At 54.0% G+C, this 25725-nt stretch carries 23 protein-coding genes and 1 pseudogene; 17 read left to right on the top strand and 7 right to left on the bottom strand.

Annotated features, from left to right (window positions below):
* Positions 1-157 precede the first annotated feature (157 nt).
* Positions 158-664, bottom strand: coding sequence for a cell-envelope stress modulator CpxP (cpxP, locus tag MUU46_RS01840; RefSeq protein ID WP_159761584.1), 507 nt, complete (start codon positions 662-664; stop codon positions 158-160).
* A gap of 150 nt (positions 665-814) precedes the next feature.
* Here cpxP and cpxR point away from each other — a divergent pair, with 150 nt between their 5' ends.
* Both cpxR and cpxA read left to right on the top strand, forming a co-directional pair.
* Positions 815-1513, top strand: a complete 699-nt coding sequence (gene cpxR / locus MUU46_RS01835) for an envelope stress response regulator transcription factor CpxR (RefSeq protein WP_159761585.1) — start codon at positions 815-817, stop codon at positions 1511-1513.
* Positions 1510-2883, top strand: coding sequence for an envelope stress sensor histidine kinase CpxA (gene cpxA / locus MUU46_RS01830; RefSeq protein WP_159761586.1), 1374 nt, complete (start codon positions 1510-1512; stop codon positions 2881-2883). The genes cpxR and cpxA overlap by 4 nt, the downstream gene beginning before the upstream one ends.
* A 47-nt stretch (positions 2884-2930) precedes the next feature.
* Here cpxA and yiiM read toward each other — a convergent pair whose 3' ends face one another.
* Positions 2931-3605 (bottom strand): 6-hydroxyaminopurine reductase, encoded by a 675-nt coding sequence (gene yiiM / locus MUU46_RS01825; RefSeq protein WP_258964591.1) that lies wholly within the window; start codon positions 3603-3605, stop codon positions 2931-2933.
* Between the two features lie 145 nt (positions 3606-3750).
* On the opposite strand from yiiM, the gene MUU46_RS01820 reads away from it, so the two are divergent.
* Entirely contained in the window at positions 3751-4644 is an 894-nt protein-coding gene (locus tag MUU46_RS01820) for a dihydrodipicolinate synthase family protein (protein ID WP_258964590.1), read from the top strand.
* A gap of 70 nt (positions 4645-4714) precedes the next feature.
* On the opposite strand, the gene kdgT is transcribed toward MUU46_RS01820, so the two are convergent.
* Together kdgT and sodA are read right to left on the bottom strand one after the other, a co-directional pair.
* Complete coding sequence (kdgT, locus tag MUU46_RS01815; RefSeq protein ID WP_159761589.1) at positions 4715-5698, bottom strand: 2-keto-3-deoxygluconate transporter; 984 nt, start codon at positions 5696-5698, stop codon at positions 4715-4717.
* 263 nt (positions 5699-5961) lie between these two features.
* On the bottom strand, positions 5962-6582 hold the full coding sequence (sodA, locus tag MUU46_RS01810; RefSeq protein WP_159761590.1) for a superoxide dismutase [Mn]: 621 nt from the start codon (positions 6580-6582) through the stop codon (positions 5962-5964).
* 288 nt (positions 6583-6870) lie between these two features.
* On the opposite strand from sodA, the gene rhaT reads away from it, so the two are divergent.
* Positions 6871-7905 (top strand): L-rhamnose/proton symporter RhaT, encoded by a 1035-nt coding sequence (gene rhaT / locus MUU46_RS01805; protein WP_258964589.1) that lies wholly within the window; start codon positions 6871-6873, stop codon positions 7903-7905.
* Here rhaT and rhaR read toward each other — a convergent pair whose 3' ends face one another.
* The gene (gene rhaR / locus MUU46_RS01800) at positions 7906-8754 is read right to left on the bottom strand and encodes an HTH-type transcriptional activator RhaR (RefSeq protein WP_159761592.1); all 849 of its coding nucleotides are present in this window, start codon (positions 8752-8754) and stop codon (positions 7906-7908) included.
* Between the two features lie 74 nt (positions 8755-8828).
* A complete protein-coding gene (rhaS, locus tag MUU46_RS01795) occupies positions 8829-9665 on the bottom strand; it encodes an HTH-type transcriptional activator RhaS (RefSeq protein ID WP_258964588.1) in 837 nt (278 codons plus the stop codon).
* A gap of 300 nt (positions 9666-9965) precedes the next feature.
* Between rhaS (MUU46_RS01795) and rhaB the strand changes: the two genes are divergently transcribed.
* From rhaB to MUU46_RS01735, 12 genes are all read left to right on the top strand, one after another.
* Entirely contained in the window at positions 9966-11432 is a 1467-nt protein-coding gene (gene rhaB, locus MUU46_RS01790) for a rhamnulokinase (RefSeq protein ID WP_258964587.1), read from the top strand.
* Positions 11429-12688, top strand: a complete 1260-nt coding sequence (rhaA, locus tag MUU46_RS01785) for an L-rhamnose isomerase (protein ID WP_258964586.1) — start codon at positions 11429-11431, stop codon at positions 12686-12688. Before rhaB ends, rhaA begins: the two co-directional genes overlap by 4 nt.
* Before the next feature lie 99 nt (positions 12689-12787).
* Positions 12788-13618, top strand: coding sequence for a rhamnulose-1-phosphate aldolase (gene rhaD, locus MUU46_RS01780; protein WP_159761596.1), 831 nt, complete (start codon positions 12788-12790; stop codon positions 13616-13618).
* A 217-nt stretch (positions 13619-13835) separates the two neighbouring features.
* A complete protein-coding gene (gene rhaS / locus MUU46_RS01775; RefSeq protein ID WP_159761597.1) occupies positions 13836-14822 on the top strand; it encodes a rhamnose ABC transporter substrate-binding protein in 987 nt (328 codons plus the stop codon).
* A gap of 655 nt (positions 14823-15477) precedes the next feature.
* The gene (locus MUU46_RS01770; protein ID WP_258964585.1) at positions 15478-16989 is read left to right on the top strand and encodes a sugar ABC transporter ATP-binding protein; all 1512 of its coding nucleotides are present in this window, start codon (positions 15478-15480) and stop codon (positions 16987-16989) included.
* Positions 16989-17993, top strand: a complete 1005-nt coding sequence (locus MUU46_RS01765; protein ID WP_258964584.1) for an ABC transporter permease — start codon at positions 16989-16991, stop codon at positions 17991-17993. The genes MUU46_RS01770 and MUU46_RS01765 overlap by 1 nt, the downstream gene beginning before the upstream one ends.
* The gene (locus MUU46_RS01760) at positions 17990-18994 is read left to right on the top strand and encodes an ABC transporter permease (protein WP_159761600.1); all 1005 of its coding nucleotides are present in this window, start codon (positions 17990-17992) and stop codon (positions 18992-18994) included. Before MUU46_RS01765 ends, MUU46_RS01760 begins: the two co-directional genes overlap by 4 nt.
* Before the next feature lie 56 nt (positions 18995-19050).
* Positions 19051-20199 (top strand): lactaldehyde reductase, encoded by a 1149-nt coding sequence (gene fucO, locus MUU46_RS01755; protein WP_258964583.1) that lies wholly within the window; start codon positions 19051-19053, stop codon positions 20197-20199.
* Positions 20196-20510 (top strand): L-rhamnose mutarotase, encoded by a 315-nt coding sequence (rhaM, locus tag MUU46_RS01750; protein ID WP_159761602.1) that lies wholly within the window; start codon positions 20196-20198, stop codon positions 20508-20510. The genes fucO and rhaM overlap by 4 nt, the downstream gene beginning before the upstream one ends.
* A gap of 156 nt (positions 20511-20666) precedes the next feature.
* Positions 20667-21980, top strand: a complete 1314-nt coding sequence (locus MUU46_RS01745) for a 6-phospho-beta-glucosidase (protein WP_258964582.1) — start codon at positions 20667-20669, stop codon at positions 21978-21980.
* Positions 21981-22009: 29 nt separating this feature from the next.
* Positions 22010-23263, top strand: a complete 1254-nt coding sequence (locus MUU46_RS01740; protein ID WP_258964581.1) for a PTS sugar transporter subunit IIC — start codon at positions 22010-22012, stop codon at positions 23261-23263.
* 70 nt (positions 23264-23333) lie between these two features.
* Positions 23334-24062 (top strand): GntR family transcriptional regulator, encoded by a 729-nt coding sequence (locus MUU46_RS01735; RefSeq protein ID WP_159761604.1) that lies wholly within the window; start codon positions 23334-23336, stop codon positions 24060-24062.
* A 39-nt stretch (positions 24063-24101) separates the two neighbouring features.
* Here MUU46_RS01735 and MUU46_RS01730 read toward each other — a convergent pair whose 3' ends face one another.
* A complete protein-coding gene (locus MUU46_RS01730; RefSeq protein WP_258964580.1) occupies positions 24102-25469 on the bottom strand; it encodes a carbohydrate porin in 1368 nt (455 codons plus the stop codon).
* A 141-nt stretch (positions 25470-25610) separates the two neighbouring features.
* On the opposite strand from MUU46_RS01730, the pseudogene MUU46_RS23080 reads away from it, so the two are divergent.
* Positions 25611-25725 (top strand): annotated as a pseudogene (locus tag MUU46_RS23080) (hypothetical protein); the annotation flags it as partial.

Genomic DNA, 25725 nt, shown 5'->3' with positions numbered 1-25725 from the left:
CCACACTTGGGAAACCATGAGACCCTTCAAGACCTTTGCAGCTTTTTCTAAGTGGCTGTTTTCACTTAGATTGAGAGGTAAGTTATTGATAAAAAAAACCCCCTCATCATGAGGGGGAAGACAGGGATGGTGTCTATGGCAAGGAAAACAGGGTTTATTACTGGTTACTACGGGTATTGCTACTGCTACTAAACAGCGTCGACATTGAGCCTTGCTGCATCTGTGCAACCTCCCGCAACTGATCCATTCGTTGCTGGTGTCGTTCATTTAAAATCGCTTGCTGTTCTGGCGTTAACAGACGAAACATCTGGTTGCGAACCCGGGCCATTTCAACCTGGCGGACAACTTGCTCCTGCGCCATTTTCTCAGCCTGTGCCTGCACAGCGATTTCATCAAATTTATCTGCGGTGACAAGCTTATGCATTGTCTCCATTTCGCTAACATTAACAGGGGGCTGCTGTCGCCGAGCCTGTTGCATCAGATCACGCATCTGTTGACGCTGATATTCGGTTAAACTAATGCCGTCAAACATATGGCCCTGATGACTGCTCTGCGTCGCCCCGTCATTAGGGGTCCAGTTAACGCTGGTGACGACTTCAGCAGCCTGGCTATTCGCACTTAGCGCCAGCGTTGAGGCCATGACGGCAGCGATAACATTGCGCATCAATTGCTCCCAAGTACTTTTGTTTCGCGATTCAACGAGAGACAGTCTACGATTCAGGCTGCAAACATGCGTCAGGGGGTGTAAAACAACGTAAAGTCATGGATTAGCGAGCCTTGATGACGTAATTTCTGCCTCGGAGGTATTAAATTAATGAATAAAATCCTGTTAGTTGATGATGACCGGGAGCTCACCTCCCTGTTAAAGGAGCTGCTCGACATGGAAGGCTTCGATGTGCTGGTTGCCCACGATGGGGAACAGGCACTGGCGCTTTTAGATGACAGCATCGACCTGCTTTTGCTCGACGTAATGATGCCGAAGAAAAACGGTATTGATACCCTTAAAGAGCTGCGACAGACACACCAGACACCGGTCATTATGCTGACCGCACGCGGCAGCGAACTCGATCGTGTACTCGGCCTTGAGCTGGGCGCAGACGACTATCTGCCAAAGCCGTTTAACGACCGCGAGCTGGTCGCTCGTATTCGCGCAATTCTGCGCCGTTCCCACTGGAGCGAACAGCAGCAAACCAGTGACACCAGTTCACCGAACTTAGAAGTGGATTCCCTGAGCCTCAATCCTGGCCGTCAGGAAGCGAGCTTCGATGGTACGACGCTGGAACTGACCGGCACCGAGTTCACGCTGCTTTACCTACTGGCGCAGCATCTCGGCCAAGTGGTTTCCCGTGAACATCTGAGCCAGGAAGTGCTGGGCAAACGCTTAACTCCGTTTGACCGTGCTATCGATATGCATATTTCCAACCTGCGCCGTAAATTGCCAGAGCGGAAAGATGGTCACCCATGGTTTAAAACCTTACGTGGCCGCGGCTATCTGATGGTTTCCGCTTCATGATAGGAAGTTTGACCGCACGCATCTTTGCCATTTTTTGGTTAACTCTGGCACTGGTGTTGATGCTGGTACTGATGTTGCCCAAGCTTGATTCGCGCCAGATGACAGAACTGCTGGACAGCGAACAACGCCAGGGGCTGATGATTGAACAGCACGTCGAAGCGGAACTTGCGAACGATCCGCCCAATGATTTGATGTGGTGGCGTCGGCTGTTTCGCGCCATCGACAAATGGGCACCTCCGGGACAACGCCTTCTGCTAGTGACCAGCGAAGGCCGGGTGATCGGCGCAGAACGCAACGAAATGCAGATCATTCGTAACTTTATCGGCCAGTCCGATAACTCTGATCATCCGCAGAAAAAACGCTATGGCCGACTGGAAATGGTAGGGCCCTTCTCCATTCGTGACGGGGAAGATAACTACCAGCTCTACCTGATTCGCCCGGCCAGCACCTCGCAATCTGATTTCATCAACCTGTTGTTCGACCGTCCGCTGCTGTTGCTGATTGTCACCATGCTGGTGAGTTCGCCGCTACTGCTGTGGCTGGCGTGGAGTCTCGCCAAACCCGCACGTAAGCTGAAAAATGCCGCCGACGAAGTGGCTCAGGGCAACCTGCGCCAGCATCCGGAGCTTGAATCCGGACCGCAGGAATTCCTCGCCGCCGGTTCCAGTTTTAACCAGATGGTGACGGCGCTCGAAAGGATGATGACCGCCAACCAGCGCCTACTTTCTGATATTTCCCATGAGCTGCGTACGCCGTTAACGCGTCTGCAGTTAGGCACCGCACTGCTGCGTCGCCGCACAGGGGAAAGCAAAGAGCTGGAGCGCATCGAAATGGAAGCGCACCGCCTGGACAGCATGATCAACGACCTGCTGGTTATGTCGCGTAATCAGTCGAAAAACGCCCTGCTCAGCGAAAACCTGAAGGCCAATCAGCTGTGGAGTGAAGTGCTTGATAATGCGGCATTTGAAGCGGAACAGATGGGCAAATCGTTCACCGTGGAATACCCGCCAGGCCCGTGGCCGCTGTACGGTAACCCGAATGCGCTTGAAAGTGCATTTGAGAATATCGTGCGTAACGCGCTGCGCTATTCGCACACCAAAATATCGGTGAGTTTCTCGGTGGATAAAGACGGCATCACGATTAACGTCGACGATGACGGCCCGGGCGTGAGTCCGGAAGACAGAGAGCAGATTTTCCGTCCGTTCTATCGCACCGACGAAGCCCGTGACCGTGAATCCGGCGGAACCGGTCTTGGCCTGGCGATTGTCGAAACCGCAATTCAGCAGCACCGCGGCTGGGTCAAAGCCGACGACAGCCCGCTGGGTGGTTTACGTTTGACCTTGTGGTTGCCATTGTATAAACGGGGTTGATATTTCAGCCCTCTCCCTACAAAGGAGAGGGTCTGGATGAGGGGAATCTACTTCCCCCATAACCGCCGTGAATTATCCTCGATATGCCCGCTCAAGCGCCGCTTCTGCATCGTCCTCGTCCAGCTCACCGATAACCCCGCCGCCGACAGCAAACGACGATACTCCTCATCGTCATAGGGCGTATGCCACGCAATCGCCGCCGCGTCATGCACTGACACATCGCTCAGGCGCGAAACCACCTCCAGCGGCTGCTCGCTCGACACCTTTCCCGCCATAATCACCCGATACAGCCAGCCCATTTTGCCGCTGCTTTGCATCAGGGAAGACATATCGCTAATGCCGAAATGATAATTGAGCTTAAAGCACGGCGAACGCGGCTGCGTGACCTGAATCAGCGCGTCTCCCCAACGGAAAATATCGCCGATAAACACGTTTTTTTCCGTCAGCCCAAGCGTAGATAAATTCTCGCCAAATGCCGGAGCGCAAAATAATTCCGCCTGCTCGGGAAACTCTCGCGCCCAGTCGGCATAATGTTCGCGCGGATAATGACAGAGCGCACGATCGGGACCACCGTGAATTTTCTTTTCCGCCTGCTCATCACCCACCAGGCCGCACTCGGTCAGCTCAAGCTCGCCATCCACCTGCAACTTTGCAATCGCGCTTGGGCGACTGCCCTCGTACTCCCGTACGCTGCCCGTAAATACATTTACCGGATATTGCATCTTCCCTCTCCTGTTCCCGACCCTCGTTACCGCTATTTTTGCACGTAAACTGCGCAAAATGCGACATGCGTAAAGCCGTTGCTGGACGATTCATGTTATCCATTAGTTAAATTGAAACACCATTTCACTATAAGGAGTCAACGATATGACCCAGCATCTTCGTTTTACCGGCGTCTGGTGCCCCTCGATTACCCCGATGGACAGTGAAGGACAAATTGATTACGACGGGCTGAAACAACATTTCACCCGCCTCACCGACGCACGCATCGACGTCATTCTGCTCATGGGCAGCATTGGTGAATTCGCGTCGTTTTCGCTGGAAGAACGCCTGACGCTTATCCGCAAAGCGCGGGCGATGTCATCTCTGACGATGGTCGCCAACGTCTCATCCACCTGCCTTAGCGACGTTTTCCAGATGGCGAAAACTGCTTACTCTTCGGGCTACGATGCGGTGATGGTGCTGCCGCCGTACTACTACGGCCAGACGGCAAATCAGGTGCTGAGCTATTTCCGTGAAATTGGCCAACGCCTCGACGGTAAATGGTTCGCCTACAATTTCCCGGCGCGAACCGGCTGCGATATCACTCCCGAAATTGCCGCTAATCTTGCTGCTGAATTTCCGCACTTCGAGGGCATTAAAGATACGGTCGATTGCCAGTCGCACACCCGCAACATGATCCATGCCACCAAAGCCGTACGAGCCGATTTTGCCGTGCTGTCAGGCTACGACGAATACTTCATCCCGAACCTAATGGCGGGCGGCGCTGGGGTGATTTCTGGGCTGAACAACGTCATGCCTGAGTTATTTGTTCAGGCACGGGAAGCGTGGCAGAAAGGTGATTTAACCGCATTGACGCACGCACAACGGGAGATCGGCCGCTTCATGTCAATTTACGCCATCGGCGATGATTTCGTGACCACGATTAAAACCGTCGTCTCACGCAAGTTCGGTTACTGTACACCCGTTTCTCGCAACGCGGGCGGGGCGCTCAACGCTGAACAGCTGGCAACTGTCGACCGTCAGTTCAGCATTCGCTAAAAACAAAAAAAGCCCGGTTACGCCGGGCTTGTTATGGTAGGCCCGGCGTAACCGGGCAGAATCATCGCCACTATTTCACCGTATTACGCACATCGATTGCCACCGACCTGGCTTTCACTCTGCGTGACCAGACAGACGTAATAATCGGCACCAGAATCGAGGTAACAATCACCGAGGTCGCCACCAGCGACGTCGCTGCCGGGGCCATCGGTTTAAACGCGGGCACCATTTCCGCAATTAACACCGGCGTGGCAACCGCAGCTCCCGCAGAACTGGACGCCGCAATCCCGGCGGTACCGTCACCGCCGCCAATCAGCCTATCGGCAATGATCAGCGGGATTCCCGTCACGACAATCACTGCCAGACCCAGTACAACACCCAGCACGCCGGTTTGGGCAATCACGCCTAAATCGATGGTATTACCCAGTGCGAAGGCGAAGAACGGGATCAACGTTTGCACCGCTTTGCCGAAGAACTCCCGCAATTCAGGATCAAGATTACCCAGCAGGAAACCGACCAGGAATGGCAGCACCGCACCGACAAACACGTGCGGCTCGAACGAGGCAATACCCGCCGTGCCGAGAATAATCATGGTCATCAGCGGGCCGGATTCCAGCGACATCAGCACGAACGCGCCAGCTTCTTCTTTGGTGCCGTACTGCTGCATGATAGAGGCGTACAGCCCGCCGTTGGTCATGTCCATACACGCGACAAGCGCCAGCGTGGATAGCCCGGCGAAGAACCCAGCCTCAACGCCATGCTCAGGGATAATACGTGATGCAATGGCGGCAACCACCCACGCCACAGCAATTTTGGTGACGACCAGCGTGCCGGATTTACGCAGAACCGTACCTGTCGCACTCAGCTTGATGGAAGCGCCCATACAGAAAAACCACACCGCCAGAATCGGCACCGTACCGGTGATCATCCCGTTGGTGAACGAGCCGAAATACTTACCCGCATCAGGGGAAAAGGTATGACACAGCGCGCCGATAAACAGCGGAACCAGCATCATGCCACCGGGGATTTTTTCAATGGTACGTTTGATTTGCATGTCACCACCCGTAAAAACCTGTTGTATTGGCTATGTTTTTAGCGTTTTCGTGCACTCGAGAGCGCCGCAGCAGGCAAAACAATAGTCCCTACGGGAAGAGAGAACAGTGATCTCACGAACAAATTAAAACGCAGTTTTACATTTATAGGATCAATGTTTTTATTTTTGACATTAATCACATCTCACGGCTGCAGGCATAAAAAAACCCTGCTAATCAGCAGGGTTTTTGTGCTACCAGAAGGCAACAGAGGCGCGGGGTCGCCTTATTTTTTAGCCGCGAAACGTGCAGCAGCTTCGTCCCAGTTCACCACGTCCCAGAACGCTTTGATGTAGTCCGGGCGACGGTTCTGGAATTTCAGGTAGTAAGCGTGTTCCCACACGTCCAGGCCCAGGATTGGGAAACCGGAGGTGCCAGAAACAGCTTCACCCATCAGTGGGGAATCCTGGTTAGCGGTAGAAACAACGGCCAGTTTGCCGTCTTTCAGTACCAGCCACGCCCAGCCAGAGCCGAAACGGGTAGCAGCCGCTTTCTCGAACTCTTCTTTGAATTTATCAACAGAGCCGAAGGTGCTTTCGATAGCCGCTTTCAGGTCGCCCTGCAGAGTGGTACCGGTTTTCAGGCCTTTCCAGAACAGGCTGTGGTTTGCGTGACCGCCAGCGTTGTTACGCAGAACGGTTTTCTTGTCTGCTGGCAGCTGATCCAGTTTGGTGATCAGTTCTTCAACAGGCAGGTTTGCAAACTCAGGCAGGCTTTCCAGCGCAGCATTCGCGTTGTTCACATAGGCCTGGTGGTGTTTAGAGTGATGGATTTCCATCGTCTGCTTGTCGAAGTGCGGCTCAAGGGCATCGTACGCGTACGGCAGGGATGGCAGGGTATAACTCATATTCATCTCCAATTATCATCGGGCGGCAGAGGTGTTACGCCGCGTAAGCAGTTGGTCCATTATAGTTAATTAAATGATATTGAAAATGTTTATCAATGCCGTAGTTTTAATAAGGTTATAACTTTTAGGTATGTGGCTGATTTTGTGAGCCTGCTCAAGAGGAACACGCGCTTTTTGCCAGGTATGGGGCTTGGACGGCAGCGGTCTGAAGGTTAATTAATTGACTAATTTTTACACTCGTTACGTCAGATGAAAGATTCATCGATGTAAAACATTGAGGGTAAAAAAATGAGTCACGCGATTACGATGGGTATTCTTTGGCATTTGATAGGTGCGGCCAGTGCAGCCTGTTTCTATGCCCCGTTCAAGAAAGTTAAAAATTGGTCCTGGGAAACCATGTGGGCGATTGGTGGTTTTGTCTCATGGTTGATTCTGCCCTGGGCAATAAGCGCCATGTTGTTGCCTGATTTCTGGGCGTACTACCGTTCCTTTAATGCCTCTACGCTGCTGCCGGTGTTCCTGTTCGGCGCGATGTGGGGCATCGGGAATATCAACTACGGCCTGACCATGCGCTATCTCGGCATGTCGATGGGGATTGGTATCGCTATCGGCATCACGCTTATCGTCGGCACCCTGATGACGCCCATCCTCGACGGCCAGTTCCACGTGCTGGTCGGCACCGAAGGCGGGCGAATGACGCTGCTGGGCGTGCTGGTGGCCGTGATTGGCGTGGGTATCGTCACGCGCGCCGGTCAGCTGAAAGAACGCAAAATGGGCATCAAAGCCGAAGAGTTCAACCTGAAAAAAGGTCTGATTCTGGCGGTAATGTGCGGCATTTTCTCGGCGGGAATGTCCTTCGCCATGAACGCGGCCAAACCGATGCATGAAGCGGCGGCCGCCCTCGGCGTCGATCCCCTGTACGTGGCGCTGCCAAGCTATGTCATCATCATGGGCGGTGGCGCGGTAATTAACCTCGGCTTCTGCTTCTTCCGCCTGGCAACCAAGCCAAACCTGTCGGTAAAAGCAGACTTTGCGCTGGCAAAACCGATGATCATCGGCAATATCCTATTTTCCGCCCTCGCGGGCCTGATGTGGTATTTGCAGTTCTTTTTCTACGCCTGGGGCCACGCCAGCATTCCAGCACAGTACGATTACATGAGTTGGATGCTGCACATGAGTTTCTACGTGCTGTGCGGCGGTTTGGTTGGGCTGATTATGAAAGAATGGAACAATGCCGGTCGTCGTCCGGTCGGTGTGCTGAGTCTGGGCTGCGTGGTGATTATCATCGCCGCGAATATCGTGGGCTTAGGCATGGCGAACTGATTACGCTGCTGTCTTATTACGATGACGCCACTGTCCTGGCGTCATCCCCACTTCCCGGTTAAACACCACCGAAAAGTAGTTACTGTCCTCAAAACCGCAGTGCATCGCAATTTCCCCGATCATCAATTCTGAATGCTGCAGCAGATATTGCGCGTGGCAAATCCGCAACTGGCGTAAATAGTGGTTGATGGTCATCCCCGTCTGGCTGCGGAACTGCTGACGTAGCGTGCGTTCACTGCAAGTTTGCTGTTCGCAGAATTGATCCAGCGCGAAAGTCCGGTTCAGGCTACCCGCCAGCGCGGTGAGCAGTTTATCGAGCAGCGCTTCGCTCTCCGTCGCGGCCAGATTATCCGTGGCGTATCGATGACGGCGCAGCGCCACCACCAGCTGTGCAAACAGCAGCTCAGCCATGTCGTTCGCGTGGCTGCAGGTTTTATGGCTCTCTTGTTCCAGGGCGGTGATCACCTGCCGTACCTGAGCCATGCCGCTGCTGCCAATCCGCCAGTGCGGCGTCCAGACAGTGCCATGCAGGCCGGGAATGTGCGCCGCCCAGTCCAGATTGAGCTTCAACCGTTCCGGACAATAGATAATATTCTGCAGCACCAGGTCATTCACCGAGGCGTAGGAGTGCTTGTCTTCCGCGCGAATGTAAAACAAATCGCCCCGCGTTATGCGGTACGGGCGATCGTTGAGGATGTGCAGCCCGTTGCCGCGCCACACCAGCACCAGCTCACAGAACTCATGCGTGTGCTCAGCAAACACGTTTTGCGGGTAGCGATCGGCCACCGCCACCGCTTGCTGCGGCGACGTAAAAAATTCGGCTTTTCGAAGAATGAGTGGAGCAGGCACAGCGAAACCTCAAACAGCGGATAACCGGATATTATTAGCTGTTTTTACAGCAAAAAACGGTGACTGGTCTCGCGTTACTGAAGTACGGTGTCGCGCCCCTGACGAATGTCACGCGGAGACCATTGAAACTCGCGGCGAAAAAGCGTCGAAAAGTGGTTACTGTCGCCAAAACCACAGCGAAATGCAATATCTGTGACGCTTTCGTCACTGTGGCGGAGAAGGTGACGCGCTTTGGTCAGACGAATGCGATTGAGGTAGCGCTGCGGCGTCATACCGGTATGTTGTTTGAGTTGGCGATGCAGGGTACGCAGCGACAGCGAAAATCGGTCAGCAACCTCTTCCCAGCACACATCATCGGCGAAATGGTCTTCCAGCCACGCCATCAGCAAACTCAGGCGAGCATCGTTATTGGTCGCCTCTGCCGCCAGGCTGCCTTTACGCAAATGCACCAACAGCTGCATAAACAGAATTTCGCGGTTGGCGATGGCGTGCATGTCATCCCCACTATCGAGCGCTGCCATCTGCTGTACAACCTGCCGGACTTGTTGCAACACCGCCTGATTCACCCGCCAGTGCGACGGGTATACGCCATCCTGCTCCTGCGGCAGCAGCTGTTGCAGGCCGGACAGAAACCGGAACGCGTCCGGAGACCGGTATAGCACATTGGTCAGACACAGATTGTCGGTGTGCTCATACAGATGCCGGTCGTGATCGCGCACGAAACAGACCGTACCGCCAGTGATGGTATACGGCTGGCCGTTAAATACGTGAATACCCGTGCCGTGTTCGACGATCACAATCTCATGAAAATCATGGTGATGTTCCGGGAATTCAGCCTGTGGAAGCCGTGGCTCAATGGCAACAGGTGCATGTCCTGACGGAAAAAAATCCACGCTGTGCAATACGGTCATGACGGCCCCACTAAATGAGAAAAGTTATCAGGATAATAAGCAGCCCCCGCCATTCTCACCTTGAATTTTTGACAGCAAAGCGCGCAAACCCTGTTCGTTTTTCAAGAAACGACAGGAAAAATCAGGAAATGCGTCCAGCGTCACACCCGTATGAAACGGCATCATTACTGGAAACTGTGAAGCCCCTCACGTTCATCTTTGCTTTCTTGCCAGCCACCATTTAGAGCTGTCAGTGGCGAGAAGGTAGCAAATTCGGCGGTGACCCAGACTGTCAGCAATGACTATTAGAAGGACCCTGCCATGAGTTTTCGCCATTGTGTGGCGGTGGATTTAGGAGCCTCAAGCGGACGCGTAATGCTTGCCTGTTACGACCGCAAAGAAAGGACTCTGACACTGCGTGAAATCCACCGCTTTATGAATACGCTCCAGAAAGTGGACGGCACCGACTGTTGGGATATCGACAGCCTGGAAGCTGAAATCCGCTGCGGGCTGAAGAAAGTTTGCGACGACGGCATTCTTATCGACAGCATCGGCATTGATACCTGGGGCGTGGACTATGTGCTGCTGGATAAAGACGGCAACCGTGTCGGGCTGCCGATTTCCTACCGCGACAGCCGCACGCAGGGCGTGATGCAACTCGCTGAGAAAGAGTTCGGACGCGCCGATATTTACCGCCGCAGCGGCATTCAGTTCCTGCCGTTTAATACCCTTTACCAGTTCCGCGCCTTCGCGGAACAACAACCGGAAGCGGCAGCCAGCGTCGCCCATGCGCTGCTGATCCCCGACTATTTCGGCTACCGCCTGACCGGCAAAATGAACTGGGAATACACCAACGCCACCACCACCCAGATGGTGAACATCAACACCGATAACTGGGATGAAGACCTGCTCAACTGGGCGCACGCCCCACGTAGCTGGTTTGGCACGCCAACGCACCCAGGCAATGTGGTCGGGCACTGGATTTGCCCGCAGGGCAATCAGATCCCGGTAGTTGCCGTCGCCAGCCACGACACCGCCAGTGCAGTGATTGCCTCACCGTTGGCAGGCAAACACGCGGCCTATCTCTCTTCCGGCACCTGGTCACTGATGGGCTATGAAAGCAAAACGCCGTGTACTAGCGATAGCGCGCTGGCGAACAACATCACCAATGAAGGCGGGGCGGAAGGCCGCTATCGGGTGCTGAAAAACATCATGGGCCTATGGCTGCTGCAACGTGTTCTGAAAGAGCAAAACGTCAGTGATATCGCAAGGCTTATCGCCCAAACACAGACGCTGCCTGCCTGCCTGTTCGTTATCAATCCGAACGATGACCGCTTCATTAATCCCGACAACATGAGCGCCGAAATTCAGGCTGCCTGCCGCGAAAGTCAGCAGCCGGTGCCGGAAAGCGTAGCCGAACTGGCGCGCTGCATTTTCGACAGTCTGGCGCTGCTGTACGCCCGCGTGCTGCACCAGCTCGCTGACCTTCACGGTCACCGCTTTTCACAGCTGCACATCGTAGGCGGCGGCTGCCAGAACGAACTGCTCAATCAGCTCTGCGCCGATGCCTGCGCCATTACGGTTATCGCCGGGCCGATTGAAGCCTCCACGCTTGGCAATATTGGCGTGCAGTTGATGACGCTTGATGAACTCAAGGACGTCGATGATTTTCGTCAGGTGGTGCGCGGCAACCACGCCCTCACCACCTTTAATCCGGATCCGAACAGTGAAATTGCACGCTACGTCGCGCAGTTTCAGCCACAACAAACGAAGGAGCTTTGCGCATGACCACTCAACTTGAACAAGCCTGGGAACTGGCTAAACAGCGTTATGCCTCAGTGGGTGTCGACGTCGAGGAGGCGCTGCGTCAGCTCGACCGTCTGCCAGTCTCAATGCACTGCTGGCAAGGCGATGACGTGGCCGGGTTTGAAAATCCAGGCGGCGCACTGACCGGCGGCATCCAGGCAACCGGTAACTATCCGGGCAAAGCGCGCAATGCGACTGAACTGCGAGCCGATCTGGAGCAAGCCCTGAGCCTGATCCCTGGCCCAAAACGCCTGAACCTGCACGCCATTTATCTGGAATCAGACCAGCCGGTTGGCCGTAACGAAATCAAACCCGAGCATTTCAAAAACTGGGTACAGTGGGCGAAAACAAACAAGCTGGGTCTGGATTTCAACCCGTCCTGCTTCTCACACCCGATGAGTGCCGACGGCTTTACCCTGGCCCACGCCAACGATGAAATCCGCCAATTCTGGATTGATCACTGCAAAGCCAGCCGCCGCGTATCCGCGTATTTTGGCGAGCAGTTGGGCACCCCGTCGGTGATGAACATCTGGATCCCGGACGGCATGAAAGACCTGACCGTCGACCGCTTCGCTCCGCGCCAGCGTCTGATGAACGCGCTGGATGAAATTATCAGCGAAAAACTGAGCCCGGCGCATCACATCGATGCTGTAGAAAGCAAACTGTTCGGCATTGGGGCTGAAAGCTACACCGTCGGCTCTAATGAGTTTTACATGGGTTACGCCACCAGCCGCCAGACCGCGCTGTGCCTGGACGCGGGCCATTTCCATCCGACCGAAGTGATTTCCGACAAAATCTCAGCCGCGATGCTGTTTGTGCCGCGCCTGCTGTTACACGTAAGCCGCCCGGTACGCTGGGACAGCGACCACGTGGTGCTGCTGGACGATGAAACTCAGGCTATCGCCAGCGAAATCATCCGTCACGACCTGTTCGACCGTGTACACATTGGCCTCGACTTCTTCGATGCCTCGATTAACCGCATCGCCGCGTGGGTGATTGGCACACGCAACATGAAAAAAGCCCTGCTGCGCGCACTGCTGGAGCCGACGGCGGAGCTGCGCCAGCTGGAACTCGACGGCGATTACACCGCGCGTCTGGCGCTGCTCGAAGAGCAGAAATGTCTGCCGTGGCAGGCAGTATGGGAAATGTACTGTCAGCGTCACGATGCGCCAGCAGGCAGCCAGTGGCTCGTCAACGTTCGCGCTTACGAGAAAAACGTTTTAGCGAAGCGTAAATAACAGAGATGCCCGGCGATGCTTTTTGCTTGCCGGGCATCTGCGTGAAAGAAAGGTCGGGTCAGCACAGCGCCACCCGGCAACATGAAGGAAAAGAGAAAAATGCAGACCATTACCGACTCCTGGTTCGTCCAGGGCATGATCAAAGCGACCACCGACGCCTGGCTGAAAGGCTGGGACGAACGCAACGGTGGCAACCTGACCCTGCGCCTCGACGACGCCGATATCGCACCGTTCGAAGCGGATTTCCATGCGAAGCCACGCTATATCGCTCTGAGCCAGCCGATGCCTGCTTTGGCCAATACGCCGTTTATCGTCACCGGTTCCGGCAAATTCTTTCGCAACGTGCAGCTCGATCCGACCGCCAATTTAGGCGTGGTGAAAGTGGACAGCGACGGTGCGGGTTACCACATTCTTTGGGGGCTGACCCACGAAGCGGTGCCAACCTCTGAGCTGCCAGCGCACTTCCTTTCCCATTGCGAACGCATCAAGGCGACCAACGGTAAAGACCGCGTGATCATGCACTGCCATGCCACCAACCTGATTGCCCTGACCTACGTGCTGGAAAATGACTCAGACCTTTTCACCCGCAAACTGTGGGAAGGCAGCACCGAGTGTCTGGTGGTATTCCCGGACGGCGTCGGCATTCTGCCGTGGATGGTGCCGGGCACCGATGAAATCGGCCAGGCAACCGCCACCGAAATGCAGCAGCACTCACTGGTGCTGTGGCCGTTCCACGGCGTGTTCGGCAGCGGCCCGACGCTCGATGAAGCGTTTGGCTTAATTGATACCGCCGAGAAATCGGCAGAAGTTCTGGTGAAGGTCTATTCGATGGGCGGCATGAAACAGACCATCACCAGAGAAGAACTGATTGCACTCGGCAAACGTTTTGACGTAACCCCGATGGCATCAGCATTAGCGCTCTACGCATAACGAAAGATATTGACCCTAAATAATTCGAGTTGCATCGAAGCGGCAAGGTTGTGAAGCCCCAGAAGCATAGATAACTATGTGATTGGGGTGAACAAACGTAGCCAATGAAGAGGCCGCTTGAAGTATGCCGGGTATAACAACATCGCGCCCCGCTCTTTGAGACGGGGCGAACACACACCTGCAATCCCTACAACTAACTCGAAGTGGAGTAAAAGCAATGAAAATAAAACTAAGCTTGATCCTCACCGTTGCCGCACTGGCGTTTTCCGGTTCTGCTTTAGCTGAAGTTAAAATCGCCCTGGTGGCAAAATCGCTGGGAAATGGATTTTTTGAAGCAGCCAACGTTGGCGCGCAGGAAGCGGCAAAAGAGTTAGGTGACGTCAAAGTCATTTATACCGGCCCCACCACCACCACCGCCGAAGCACAGATCGAAGTGCTGAACGGGTTGATCGCGCAGGGCGTCGATGCGATCGCCATTTCCGCCAACGATCCGGATGCACTGGTGCCGGTACTGAAAAAGGCGATGCAGCGTGGTATCAAAGTGGTTTCATGGGATTCCGGCGTGGCGCAGGCAGGCCGCCAGATCCACCTGAATCCTTCCAATAACGCGCTGATCGGTGAAACCAACGTCAAGCTGGCCGCCGATGCGCTGAAGGCACTGAAAGTAGACAAAGGCGATGTCGCCATTCTGAGCGCCACGCCGACCTCCACCAACCAGAACATCTGGATTGCGGAGATGAAAAAAGTGCTGCCGCAGTATCCGTCGATCAATCTGGTGACGGTCGCCTACGGCGATGACCTATCCGATAAAAGCTACCGCGAAGCGGTCGGTTTGCTGAAAACCTATCCTGACCTGAAAGTGATTGTGTCGCCGTCATCGGTCGGCATCGTGGCCGCGGCGCAGGCCGTAAAAGATCAGGGCAAAATCGGTAAAGTGTACGTCACCGGTCTGGGCCTGCCGTCTGAAATGGCAGGGGCAATCAAATCCGGCGCCAGCAAAAGCTTTGCTATCTGGAACCCTATCGATCTGGGTTATGCGGCAACGTACTTAGCGGACGATCTGGTCAAAGGCAGCGCCACTAAAACCGAAGCGAGCATGGGTAAACTCGGCAAAGTGACGCTGGATGCCGACGGCAACGGCGCGATGGCGAAGCCGTTCGTTTACGATGCCAGCAACATTGATAAGTTCTCCAAAATTTTCTGATCCTAATACCCTCACCCCGGCCCTCTCCCTAAAAGGGAGAGGGGGAAAAACGCACCGGACAATCCCCTCTCCCTTGTTGGGAAAGGGGGAAAAACGCATCGGACAATCCCCTCTCCCTTTTAGGGAAAGGGGGAAAAACGCACCGGACAATCCCCTCTCCCTTTTAGGGAAAGGGGGAAGAACGCACACCGGACAATCCCCTCTCCCTTGTTGGGAAAGGGGGAAAAACGCACACCGGACAATCCCCTCTCCCTTGTTGGGAAAGGGGGAAAAACGCACCGGACAGTCCCCTCTCCCTTGTTGGGAAAGGGGGAAAAGCGTTCCGGACAGTCCCCTCCCCCTTGTTGGGAAAGGGGGAAAAGCGTTCCGGACAGTCCCCTCCCCCTTGTAGGGAAAGGGGGAAAAACGCACCGGACAGTCCCCTCTCCCTTGTTGGGAAAGGGGGAAAAGCGTACCGGACAGTCCACTCTCCCTTGTTGGGAAAGGGGGAAAAACGCACACCGGACAATCCCCTCTCCCTTTTTGGGAAAGGGGGAAAAGCGCACCGGACAGTCCCCTCTCCCTTGTAGGGAAAGGGGGAAAAGCGCACACCGGACAATCCCCTCTCCCTTTTAGGGAGAGGGTTAGGGTGAGGGTAATCTTGCGGAGAACCATCATGAACGAATCCACCCCATTGCTCCAGCTCACGGGCATCAGCAAATTCTTCCCCGGCATGCGCGCCCTGGAGAATGTGCAACTGAGCCTGTGGCCCGGAAAAGTCACCGCGCTAATTGGCGAAAACGGTGCCGGAAAGTCCACGCTGGTCAAAGTGATGACCGGTATTTATCAGCCCGACGAGGGCGACATTCTCTATAAAGCGATCCCCATTCAGCTGCCCACGCCGGATTCTGCCCACAAAGTGGGGATCACCGCGATTCATCAGGAGACCGTGCTGTTCGATGAACTGTCGGTCACCGAAAACATTTTCGCCGGGCAGTACGTCTGTAAGGGTTTACTGAAGACACTCGACTGGTCGGAAATGCACCGTCGCGCCCAGGCACTGCTCTCTCGGCTTGAAGTGCAGATTGACCCACGCGCCACGCTGAAAACGCTGAGTATCGCCCAGCGTCATATGGTCGCCATTGCACGCGCATTGTCGTTTGACGCGCAGGTGGTGATTCTCGACGAACCGACTGCGGCCCTGTCTCAGCATGAAATTCTGGAGTTTTATCAAATCGTTGAGCGCCTGAAACAGGACGGTAAAGCTATTCTGTTTATCTCGCACAAATTCGACGAAATCTTCGAATTGGCCGATCACTACACCATTCTGCGCGACGGCATGTTCGTCGGGGCAGGCAACATTCATGACATCACCGAAGAGCGGATGGTCGCCATGATGGTGGGCCGCGCCATTACCCAGACCTTCCCAAAAGTGGCGTGCGAAACCGGCGACACAGTGCTGGAAGTGAAAGACTTATGCCATCCGACTGAATTTGCGCATATCAATTTCACCCTGCGCAAAGGCGAAATTCTCGGCTTTTACGGACTGGTCGGCGCAGGACGTACCGAGTTAATGCAGGCGCTGTCCGGTGTGACGCAGCCGTCGTCCGGCGAAATTGTCCTGAACGGCCAGACCGTACACTTCCACCAGCCCGCCGATGCTATTCAGGCCGGGATTGTTTGCGTGCCAGAAGAACGGCAAAAACAGGGGGCGATCATTGCACTGTCGATCGCGCAAAATATCAGCCTGCCACAGCTGCGGAAGCTCAATCCGAATGGCGTGTTACACGAAGAAAGGGAATGGAGACTCGCGGACGACTACGCTAAACGCTTGCAGGTCAAAGCCTCCAGCTGGCATCAGGCGGTGGAAACCCTCTCCGGCGGTAATCAACAAAAAGTGGTGATCGGCAAATGGCTCGCCACGCATCCCGAGGTGATCATCCTCGACGAGCCGACCAAAGGCATTGATATCGGCTCGAAGGCCGCCGTGCATCAGTTTATGTCTGAACTGGTGGGGCAAGGTCTGGCGGTGATCATGGTGTCATCCGAACTGCCTGAAGTGATGGGCATGGCAGACCGCATCATCGTGATGCATGAAGGTCTGATGGTCGCGGAATACCGCGCGGGCGACGCGACGGCGGAAGTGATTGTCAGCGCCGCCAGCGGTGCAGGCAGGGAGGCGGCGTAATGTTGAAATCTCTGCTTAAACACCGCGAGGCCCTGCTGGCTGCGGTGATTGTCCTGTTGGTCGCCGCCATCGGCAGCCGCACGCCGTCGTTCATCGCCCCGGGTAATCTGGTGGAAATGTTCAATGACACGGCAATCCTGATCATTCTCGCACTCGGCCAGATGATGGTGCTGCTGACCAAAGGCATCGACCTGTCGATGGCTGCCAATCTGGCGCTCACCGGTATGATTGTGGCCCTGCTCAATTTCCACCATCCGGACATTCCGGTTGTTGCGCTGCTGGCGCTGGCCACCCTGCTTGGCCTGCTAATGGGCATCATCAACGGGCTACTGGTGTGGAAACTGGGTATTCCGGCAATTGTGGTGACGCTCGGCACGATGAGCATTTATCGCGGGGTTATTTTTCTACTGTCCAACGGCGGCTGGGTGAACTCCAACCAGATGAGCACTGATTTTCTCGGCCTGCCGCGCGCCGCTTTTCTCGGGCTACCAGTACTGAGTTGGTGTGCCATCGCCGCGCTGTTTGTGGTCGGCTATTTCCTGCGTTACAGCCGAACGGGACGTTCACTTTACACCGCGGGCGGCAACGCTACTGCGGCGTATTACACCGGCATCAACGCCGGAAAAATGCAGTTCGTCAGCTTCTGCCTCTCTGGTGCGCTCGCCGGTTTCTGCGGCTATTTGTGGATTTCACGCTTTGCGGTGGCGTACGTCGATGTCGCCAACGGCTTTGAGCTACAGATTGTCGCCGCCTGCGTGATCGGCGGGATCAGCACCATGGGCGGCACCGGGCGCGTGCTCGGCTGTCTGTTTGGCGCGCTGTTCCTCGGCGTTATCAACAATGCCTTGCCGGTCATCGGTGTATCGCCGTTCTGGCAGATGGCGATTTCCGGCGCGGTGATTGTGATTGCGGTGGTGCTCAACGAGCGCGGCAACAAACGCAAAGGTCGCCTCATCCTGCGCGATGCGGCGCTAGCCCGGCAAAAACTGGCGGTGAAACCATGAGCAAAATGCTGACTTCTGAAGCTGTGCAAAACGCGTCACCCGCCCCGTCATTTTTCCAGCGCCTGGCGTGCTGGGAAGGCTTTCTGCTGGCGGTCACCCTGGCGGTCTTTGTGGTGAACGCGTTCGCCTCGCCCTATTTTCTCAACATCTGGAACCTGTCGGATGCCACCTTCAACTTCACCGAAAAAGCGATCATCGTGCTGCCGATGGCGATGCTGATCATCGCCCGTGAAATTGACCTCTCGGTGGCGGCGATTATCGCGTTGAGTTCCACGGCGATGGGATTTTGCGCCGTAGCGGGAATGGATACGCCGCTGTTGGTATGCGTGGGGCTGGGCGTGGGCGTGTTGTGTGGATTAGTGAACGGGCTGTTGGTCACCCGACTGAATCTCTCTTCCATCGTTATCACCATCGGCACCATGAGCCTGTTCCGCGGCATTTCCTACATCTTGCTCGGCGATCAGGCACTGAATCACTATCCGGCGAGCTTCGCATGGTTCGGTCAGGGCTACGTCTGGGGCGCGCTGTCGTTTGAGTTCGCGCTGTTTATCGTGCTCGCCGCGGTGTTCACCTTCGTGTTGCACAAAACCAACTTTGGTCGCCGCACCTTTGCCATTGGCAATAACCCGACCGGCGCGTGGTTTTCGGGCATTAACGTCAAACGCCACAACCTGATGCTGTTTGTGCTGGTCGGGCTGATGTCCGGCCTTGCTGCGGTGCTGCTGACGTCGCGCCTGGGCAGCACGCGACCGACTATTGCGCTTGGTTGGGAATTATCAGTGGTGACGATGGCCGTACTCGGCGGGGTCAATATTCTTGGCGGTTCCGGGAGTATGGTCGGCGTGATTATCGCCGCCTTCCTGATGGGGCTGGTGACCTTTGGTCTGAGCCTGCTCAACGTGCCGGGCATCGTGATGTCGATCATCATCGGCGCGATGCTGATCGTGGTGATTTCACTGCCGATTATCACCCGCAGAGTGCTGCAACGAAGACGGAATTAACGCCAGATGGCGGGTGCCATCGGGCAGTAAAATCAGCAATATTAAGGAGAATAAGCATGAGTTTTATGTTGGCACTGCCGAAAATCAGCCTGCACGGCGCGGGCGCAATTACAGATATGGTTGAACTGGTGGCGGGGAAACAGTGGGGTAAAGCGCTGATTGTCACCGACGGACAGCTGATAAAAATGGGCCTGCTCGATTCCCTGTTTATCGCGCTGGATGCGCACCAGATGTCCTATCACCTGTTCGATGACGTGTTCCCTAACCCGACGGAAGCGCTGGTGCAAAAAGGCTATCAGGCCTATCAGGACGCCAGTTGCGATTTCATTATCGCCTTTGGCGGCGGCAGCCCGATTGACACCGCCAAAGCAGTCAAAATTCTCACCGCCAACCCAGGCCCTTCCACAGACTATTCCGGCGTAGGCAAAGTGAAGAACCCCGGCGTGCCGCTGGTGGCGATTAACACTACAGCCGGAACCGCCGCCGAAATGACCAGCAACGCGGTGATCATCGACAGCGAGCGCCAGGTGAAAGAGGTCATTATCGACCCGAATATCATCCCGGATATCGCCGTGGATGATGCCAGCGTGATGCTTGATATTCCGGCGTCCATCACGGCGGCAACCGGCATGGACGCGCTAACACACGCCGTTGAAGCCTTTGTTTCCGTGGGCGCGCATCCGTTGACCGACGCCAACGCGCTGGAAGCGATTCGTTTGATCACACTGTGGCTGCCAAAAGCGGTAGATGACGGGCATAATCTCGACGCGCGTGAACAGATGGCGTTCGGCCAGTATCTGGCAGGGATGGCATTCAACAGCGCCGGGCTGGGGCTGGTACATGCGCTGGCGCACCAGCCGGGCGCAACGCACAACCTACCACATGGGGTGTGCAACGCCATTCTGCTGCCAGTTATCGAAAACTTTAACCGTCCGAACGCCGTCGCCCGTTTCGCTCGCATAGCGCATGTTATGGGCGTCGATACCCAAGGCATGAGCGACGAAGCTGCGAGCATGGCAGCAATTCAGGCGATTCGGGACCTGAGCACTCGCGTCGGCATTCCGTCTGGTTTCAGTCAACTCGGCGTCACGAAAGCCGACATTGAAGGCTGGCTGGACAAAGCCCTTGCCGACCCGTGCGCACCGTGTAACCCACGCACCGCCAGCCGCGACGACGTGCGCGAGCTGTATCTGGAGGCATTATGATCCGTAAAGCGTTTGTCATGCAGGTTCACCCGCATGCACACGAAGAATATGAACGTCGCCACAACCCGATCTGGCCCGAGCTGGAAGCGGTGCTGAAAGCCCATGGCGCACACCATTACGCCATTTATCTCGACAAGGCCCACAACCTGCTGTTTGCGACGGTCGAAATCGAGTCAGAAGAGCGCTGGAACGCTGTCGCCAGCACCGATGTGTGTCAGCGCTGGTGGAAATACATGGGTGAAGTGATGCCATCGAATCCGGATCACAGCCCAGTGAGTGCGGAACTGAAAGAAGTGTTCTGGCTGGAATAAGCCCCTCTCTAAGCCCTGGCATCTATATTCCAGGGCTTTTCAAACTTCCCTTTCCCGATAGTCAATTCTGTGATTAATCTCGCGCTGCGCGATTTCTCTATTATGTTATGTTTTTCATTAACTGGCATATGCCAGTTACACATGGAGAACAAAGCAATGGAAAGACTCAAAGTGGTCACGCTCGGCGGTGGCTCAAGCTATACGCCGGAATTAATCGACGGTTTTATCAAAAGACATGCTGAATTCCCGGTCAGTGAATACTGGCTGGTGGATATTGAAGAGGGTCGCGCAAAACTGGAGATCGTCGGCGGGCTGGTACAGCGGATGGTCAAAAAATCGGGTATCCCGATGACAGTCCATTTGACAACCAATCTGGATGAGAGCCTACAGAACGCGGATTTTGTTACCACTCAAATCCGTGTTGGGCAGCTTGATGCCCGTATTCAGGACGAAAAGATTCCGCTGCAATACGGTGTGCTGGGACAAGAAACGACGGGGCCAGGCGGATTTATGAAGGCCCAACGCACCATTCCCGTTTTGCTCGATCTGTGCCGCAAAATGGAAAAGGTATGCCCTGACGCCTGGCTGATTAACTTCACCAATCCGGCCGGGATCGTGACCGAGGCTATCGAAAAATATAGCAGCATAAAATCATTGGGCATTTGCAGCGGTGCTAATAGCATGATGATGGATATTGCCAATACTTATGGCGTGGAACGCCAGGTCGTTTCCGCCCGGGTAATGGGGCTAAACCATCTTATTTTCGCCGATCGGATTACGCTCAACGGCGAAGATATAAGCGCTGATTTTATTGCGCGCCTGGCAGACGGCAGCGGTAAACACGCGCTAAAGAACGTGCCGGACTTAGGGTTACCCGCCGAATTTATTAAGGCACTGAATTTATATCCGCTGTCCTATCTGAAGTATTTCTATCTTAACCGCGAAAGCGTGGCCAAAGAGATAGCCGAAATGCAGCAGGACGGCACACGTGGGGAGCGGTCTAAATCCATCGAAAAGCAGTTATTTGAGGAGTACAACAACCCCGACCTTGCAGATAAACCCAAGGCGCTGGAAAGCCGCGGCGGAGCTTGGTATTCCGATACCGCCTGCTCCATCATCAGCTCAATTTACAACGATAAAAAAGAAATTCACGTAGTGAATACGGTGAATAATGGCACCACGCGGGATCTCCCGAACACCAGCGTGATTGAAACCAACGCAGTGATTGATAAGCAAGGTGCGCACCCACTGACCTATGGCCCACTTCCGACGCCTGTCCGCGGCCTGATTCAAAGTGTGAAAGCCTATGAAGAACTCACCGTAGAGGCGGCCGTCACGGGCAACTATCATACGGCACTGCTGGCGCTTGCGACACATCCTCTGATGCCCTCGGTCGATATTGCAGAGAAAATCCTCCAGGACTACCTGGCAGCTAACCGCCATTATCTGCCTCAATATCAATCAAGATAATGGGCCTGATCCGATTCAAGGATAACGTCATGATAAAATTTCTGGAGAGTCGTATTGTCCCGATATTAATTAAAGTCGGAGAGAATACTATTCTGGTTGCCGTGCGCAACGGGATTGCCTTTACCTTACCGTTTATCATTGCAGGAAGTATTTTCTTAATTATCGCTAATCTGCCTGTTCCAGGCTGGAATGAACTGCTGGGCGATTTTGGCAGTGAATTGAGCGTCCCCGTGGCGGTCACCTTTGGCGCAATAGGGCTTATTGCGGCGATGGGGATTAGCTACAACCTGGCGAAGCAGTTAAATCTGGATGGGTTAAGCTGTTGCTGTATCACGGTGGCGGTTTTTTTAATGGCACAACTGGATGACGCCGGGCATATCAGTACCGAGCATTTCGGCGCTTCGGGGCTTTTTTCGGCCATCATTCTGTCGATATTTACGGTCTATGTGGTCCGTTTTTTTATTCGGCACAATATTTATATCAAACTGCCGGACAGCGTGCCTTCTGCCGTATTGCAATCCTTTGTCAGCCTGATCCCGGCGACCGTGTGTCTGGCGCTGGTGTGGTTTGTCAGGGTTATCCTCAACTTTGACATCAATGCGTTTTTCACACTATTACTGAGCCCTCTTGTCATCGGACTGGACACGTTGCCAGGCATGTTGTTACTGGTTTTATTAATTTCCCTGCTGTGGTTTTGCGGCATTCATGGAACCAATGTGTTGTCAGGGATCACCAGCCCGATATTTTTGAAATTTATCGCGGAAAATACTGAAGCCTTCGTGAATCATCAGCCTGTCCCGCATATTACCGCCGAAGGGTTTTACACCTTCTTTATTTGCGCGGGTGGATCGGGTGCGACCATGGGCCTGGTGCTGGCGATGATGTTATCCCGCAGCCGTTATTACCGTTCGCTTGGAAAGATGTCATTTGCTCCGGCTATTTTTTGCATTAACGAGCCGGTCATTTTCGGTGTGCCGGTGGTACTCAATCCGCTAATGATGCTGCCGTTAATCGCCACGCCGCTGGTGCTGTGTACTTGCTCTTATCTGCTGATGGACCTGAATATTATTGGCCGACCGGTGTTTCAGATCCCCTGGACGATGCCGCCTGTCCTGAACGCGTATTTCGCCACTGCAGGCAATATCCCGGCCGCTATCTGGTCTGGCTGTATGGTCATTATCTCGACGGTGATTTACTACCCCTTCTTCAAAATGATGGAGCGTACACAACTGCTAAAAGAGGCTGAAGAGCGCGTCAGCCTGCACGCAGCCACCCACCCGTAAGGCCTGCGGATGACAGATGCCAGTAACATGTTACACTGACATCTGTCGTTTTCCGGGAACCAACCAGACCATGGTCGCTCGTTATATTGAAATAAAAAACAGTATTAAAGAGGCAATCCAGCAGCAACACTACCTGCCCGGCAGTAAAATCCCCTCAGAAAGAGAACTGGCCACCCGCTATAACGTCACCCGCGTCACACTCCAGAAAGCAATGCATGTGCTAGAACAGGAAGGGTTTATTGAGCGCATTCATGGGAAGGGCATGTTTGTCTCTGGCGCGATAGCGGATAATGTTTTTCTGCTCAATAATGGTGCCAGTGATTCGATTCTTGGGTTTTCCCGCGAGTTTGGCCAACAGGCAAAAATCACCAGCCGGCTTGTCAGCCAGAATATCATTCCCGCCCCAGCAAGCGTCGCGCAGGCGTTGAATTTGGCACAAGACCAACCGGTTCATGCCATCCGTCGCGTGCGTTACATTGATAATGAGCCGGTGCTGGTCGAAGATTCATGGGTCATTTGCGCCGTGATCGCGACTATCCCTGATGTCGTGCTCGATAAGGGCTCGCTTTATGAATACATTGAGCGCGTCACTGCCAAGAAAATTAAATTCTACAATTCGGTTATTGAAGCCGACTTATTTGATGAAACCTTCACGGCTTTATTGTCAGTCGCCCCTGGCACGCCAATGCTCAAGGTCACTGGCATCACCAAACTCGACGATGGCACCCCATTTAACTACTCGTGTAGCTATAACCGGGCGGATAAATTCAAAATTAAGAATAACTGGGTTGGAAACTAAAAAGCGCCTGATATCAGGCGCTTGATGGCGATTAACAACTTAGAAGAAGTATTTAAACCGCACGCGGCCACCGTAACGATCGTCATCACTGCCGATATCGCTATCCCCTTGCAGTTTCGACCAGTAGGCCCCAAGGTAGATATTAAAGTTCTGCATATTCATGACATTTGGGATCTGATACGAGGCATGAATGGTGTGAATATCGTAGGTGCCAGCTTCATCAATCCAGCAGTCGTCATCACAGATGACACCGGAATATTCGTCAATCTTGTTATGCGCATAGATGTAGCCCAATTCGAATCGATGCCATAAGGCATTCACCCCGGCGCTGAAATCTTTTTCATCGGAAGCATCGAGATAAGCGGTATTAAGATTAAATACCACGCCATCATCTGGATCATTCTTCAGGCCGTTCCAGGTCATGGTCATGCCATAGCCGGTCCGGCTGGACTGGTCGACAAACTGACCGTCAGTATCGTAATAGCCGTAGGCATTATTGACCAGGTTACTTTCCATTGCTGCCGCCATGGAAAATGCGCCTTCAGACCAAGAGACAACCGGGCGCAGATAAGCCACGTTCTTCTCTTGCTCCATATCGCGGCCGTGATACTGCGTGTCGGAAAATAGCGCAGTACCGTCTTCAAGCAGGGTGTTCAGTTCGAAATACCAATTATCAATCTGTTTGTTCATCAGGAAGTTGCCGCCGGAGTCCGAACGACCACGCCCTTCTTTCATCATGTAAATATACCCATGACCGTCGTCATACAGATCGTTGGCGGTATTTCCGGAGTGCTCAACAAACGTATCCTGATTTAACGGGAACATATCGTAGGCTTCGAAGCGGCCGACTTTAATTTTCCAGTCATTTTCACGACCAAAGAAGAAGACGGCATCATCGAGATCCATGGAACCGGTCATATCGGCCAACGGTTGGGCACTAAACCCGGCAAAATAACCGTTATCCAGTTTTCTCATTCCATCAAGGCCTAACAGGATACGGCCATTTAAATCCCAGCGTTCATTACTGTCATCACTATTCGAAATTAAAGCACCCTTGCGGCTTTCTGCGTCCATATTGAATTCGACGTCACCGTAAATTTTCAGGTCACCATAACCGGAAAGCGATAATGCAGGGCTGGCGGTATTTTTTGCGGTTTCCGTTGCCGGGGTCTCGCTTTTGACCACCACGCGTTCCTGTACCTCTTTGATCTCCTTGCGGTCTGTGGTTTGCTGGGCTTTCAATACCTGGACTTCTTGCTCTGCTTTTTCAGCCCGGTTTTCAGCAGAAACAAGTCGGTCTTCAAGCAGTTGAAGACGTTGTTCAACGGAGAGCGGGGTTGATTTTGCCGTAGCCGAATTTGCCACCAATAAGCATCCGATAGCAACTGCGATTGCCGTTCTTTTCATATACATCGTTCCTTGAGAAAATAATAAGGCGGGTATATCTTTCCGCCATGAATATATAGCTGCGATTGATTGTTTATATTTATAATTTATCGATTCAAGTAAATAACCTGCCTTCATTCAGCTTGATTTCGGCTTTGTTGAATAAATCGAACTTTTGCTGAGTTAAAGGATCAGATCACGCATCATCCGGCAACACGGGTCGTCCCATGGCAAAACAGAAGTTTAAAGTCACTAACTGGCGCAATTACAACAAAGC

It is taken from the genome of Scandinavium tedordense (assembly GCF_024764965.1).
GTDB classification, from domain to species: domain Bacteria; phylum Pseudomonadota; class Gammaproteobacteria; order Enterobacterales; family Enterobacteriaceae; genus Scandinavium; species Scandinavium tedordense.
Note: the sequence above shows the minus strand (reverse complement) of the source record. Positions and strands in the feature narration are given on the sequence as shown.

What these genes read in the sequence shown, in the direction of transcription:
- cpxP (WP_159761584.1), bottom strand. Translation starts at nt 664, where the DNA reads ATGCGCAATGTTATCGCTGCCGTCATGGCCTCAACGCTGGCGCTAAGT.
- cpxR (WP_159761585.1), top strand. Translation starts at nt 815, where the DNA reads ATGAATAAAATCCTGTTAGTTGATGATGACCGGGAGCTCACCTCCCTG.
- cpxA (WP_159761586.1), top strand. Translation starts at nt 1,510, where the DNA reads ATGATAGGAAGTTTGACCGCACGCATCTTTGCCATTTTTTGGTTAACT.
- yiiM (WP_258964591.1), bottom strand. Translation starts at nt 3,605, where the DNA reads ATGCAATATCCGGTAAATGTATTTACGGGCAGCGTACGGGAGTACGAG.
- MUU46_RS01820 (WP_258964590.1), top strand. Translation starts at nt 3,751, where the DNA reads ATGACCCAGCATCTTCGTTTTACCGGCGTCTGGTGCCCCTCGATTACC.
- kdgT (WP_159761589.1), bottom strand. Translation starts at nt 5,698, where the DNA reads ATGCAAATCAAACGTACCATTGAAAAAATCCCCGGTGGCATGATGCTG.
- sodA (WP_159761590.1), bottom strand. Translation starts at nt 6,582, where the DNA reads ATGAGTTATACCCTGCCATCCCTGCCGTACGCGTACGATGCCCTTGAG.
- rhaT (WP_258964589.1), top strand. Translation starts at nt 6,871, where the DNA reads ATGAGTCACGCGATTACGATGGGTATTCTTTGGCATTTGATAGGTGCG.
- rhaS (WP_258964588.1), bottom strand. Translation starts at nt 9,665, where the DNA reads ATGACCGTATTGCACAGCGTGGATTTTTTTCCGTCAGGACATGCACCT.
- rhaB (WP_258964587.1), top strand. Translation starts at nt 9,966, where the DNA reads ATGAGTTTTCGCCATTGTGTGGCGGTGGATTTAGGAGCCTCAAGCGGA.
- rhaA (WP_258964586.1), top strand. Translation starts at nt 11,429, where the DNA reads ATGACCACTCAACTTGAACAAGCCTGGGAACTGGCTAAACAGCGTTAT.
- rhaD (WP_159761596.1), top strand. Translation starts at nt 12,788, where the DNA reads ATGCAGACCATTACCGACTCCTGGTTCGTCCAGGGCATGATCAAAGCG.
- rhaS (WP_159761597.1), top strand. Translation starts at nt 13,836, where the DNA reads ATGAAAATAAAACTAAGCTTGATCCTCACCGTTGCCGCACTGGCGTTT.
- MUU46_RS01770 (WP_258964585.1), top strand. Translation starts at nt 15,478, where the DNA reads ATGAACGAATCCACCCCATTGCTCCAGCTCACGGGCATCAGCAAATTC.
- MUU46_RS01765 (WP_258964584.1), top strand. Translation starts at nt 16,989, where the DNA reads ATGTTGAAATCTCTGCTTAAACACCGCGAGGCCCTGCTGGCTGCGGTG.
- MUU46_RS01760 (WP_159761600.1), top strand. Translation starts at nt 17,990, where the DNA reads ATGAGCAAAATGCTGACTTCTGAAGCTGTGCAAAACGCGTCACCCGCC.
- fucO (WP_258964583.1), top strand. Translation starts at nt 19,051, where the DNA reads ATGAGTTTTATGTTGGCACTGCCGAAAATCAGCCTGCACGGCGCGGGC.
- rhaM (WP_159761602.1), top strand. Translation starts at nt 20,196, where the DNA reads ATGATCCGTAAAGCGTTTGTCATGCAGGTTCACCCGCATGCACACGAA.
- MUU46_RS01745 (WP_258964582.1), top strand. Translation starts at nt 20,667, where the DNA reads ATGGAAAGACTCAAAGTGGTCACGCTCGGCGGTGGCTCAAGCTATACG.
- MUU46_RS01740 (WP_258964581.1), top strand. Translation starts at nt 22,010, where the DNA reads ATGATAAAATTTCTGGAGAGTCGTATTGTCCCGATATTAATTAAAGTC.
- MUU46_RS01735 (WP_159761604.1), top strand. Translation starts at nt 23,334, where the DNA reads ATGGTCGCTCGTTATATTGAAATAAAAAACAGTATTAAAGAGGCAATC.
- MUU46_RS01730 (WP_258964580.1), bottom strand. Translation starts at nt 25,469, where the DNA reads ATGAAAAGAACGGCAATCGCAGTTGCTATCGGATGCTTATTGGTGGCA.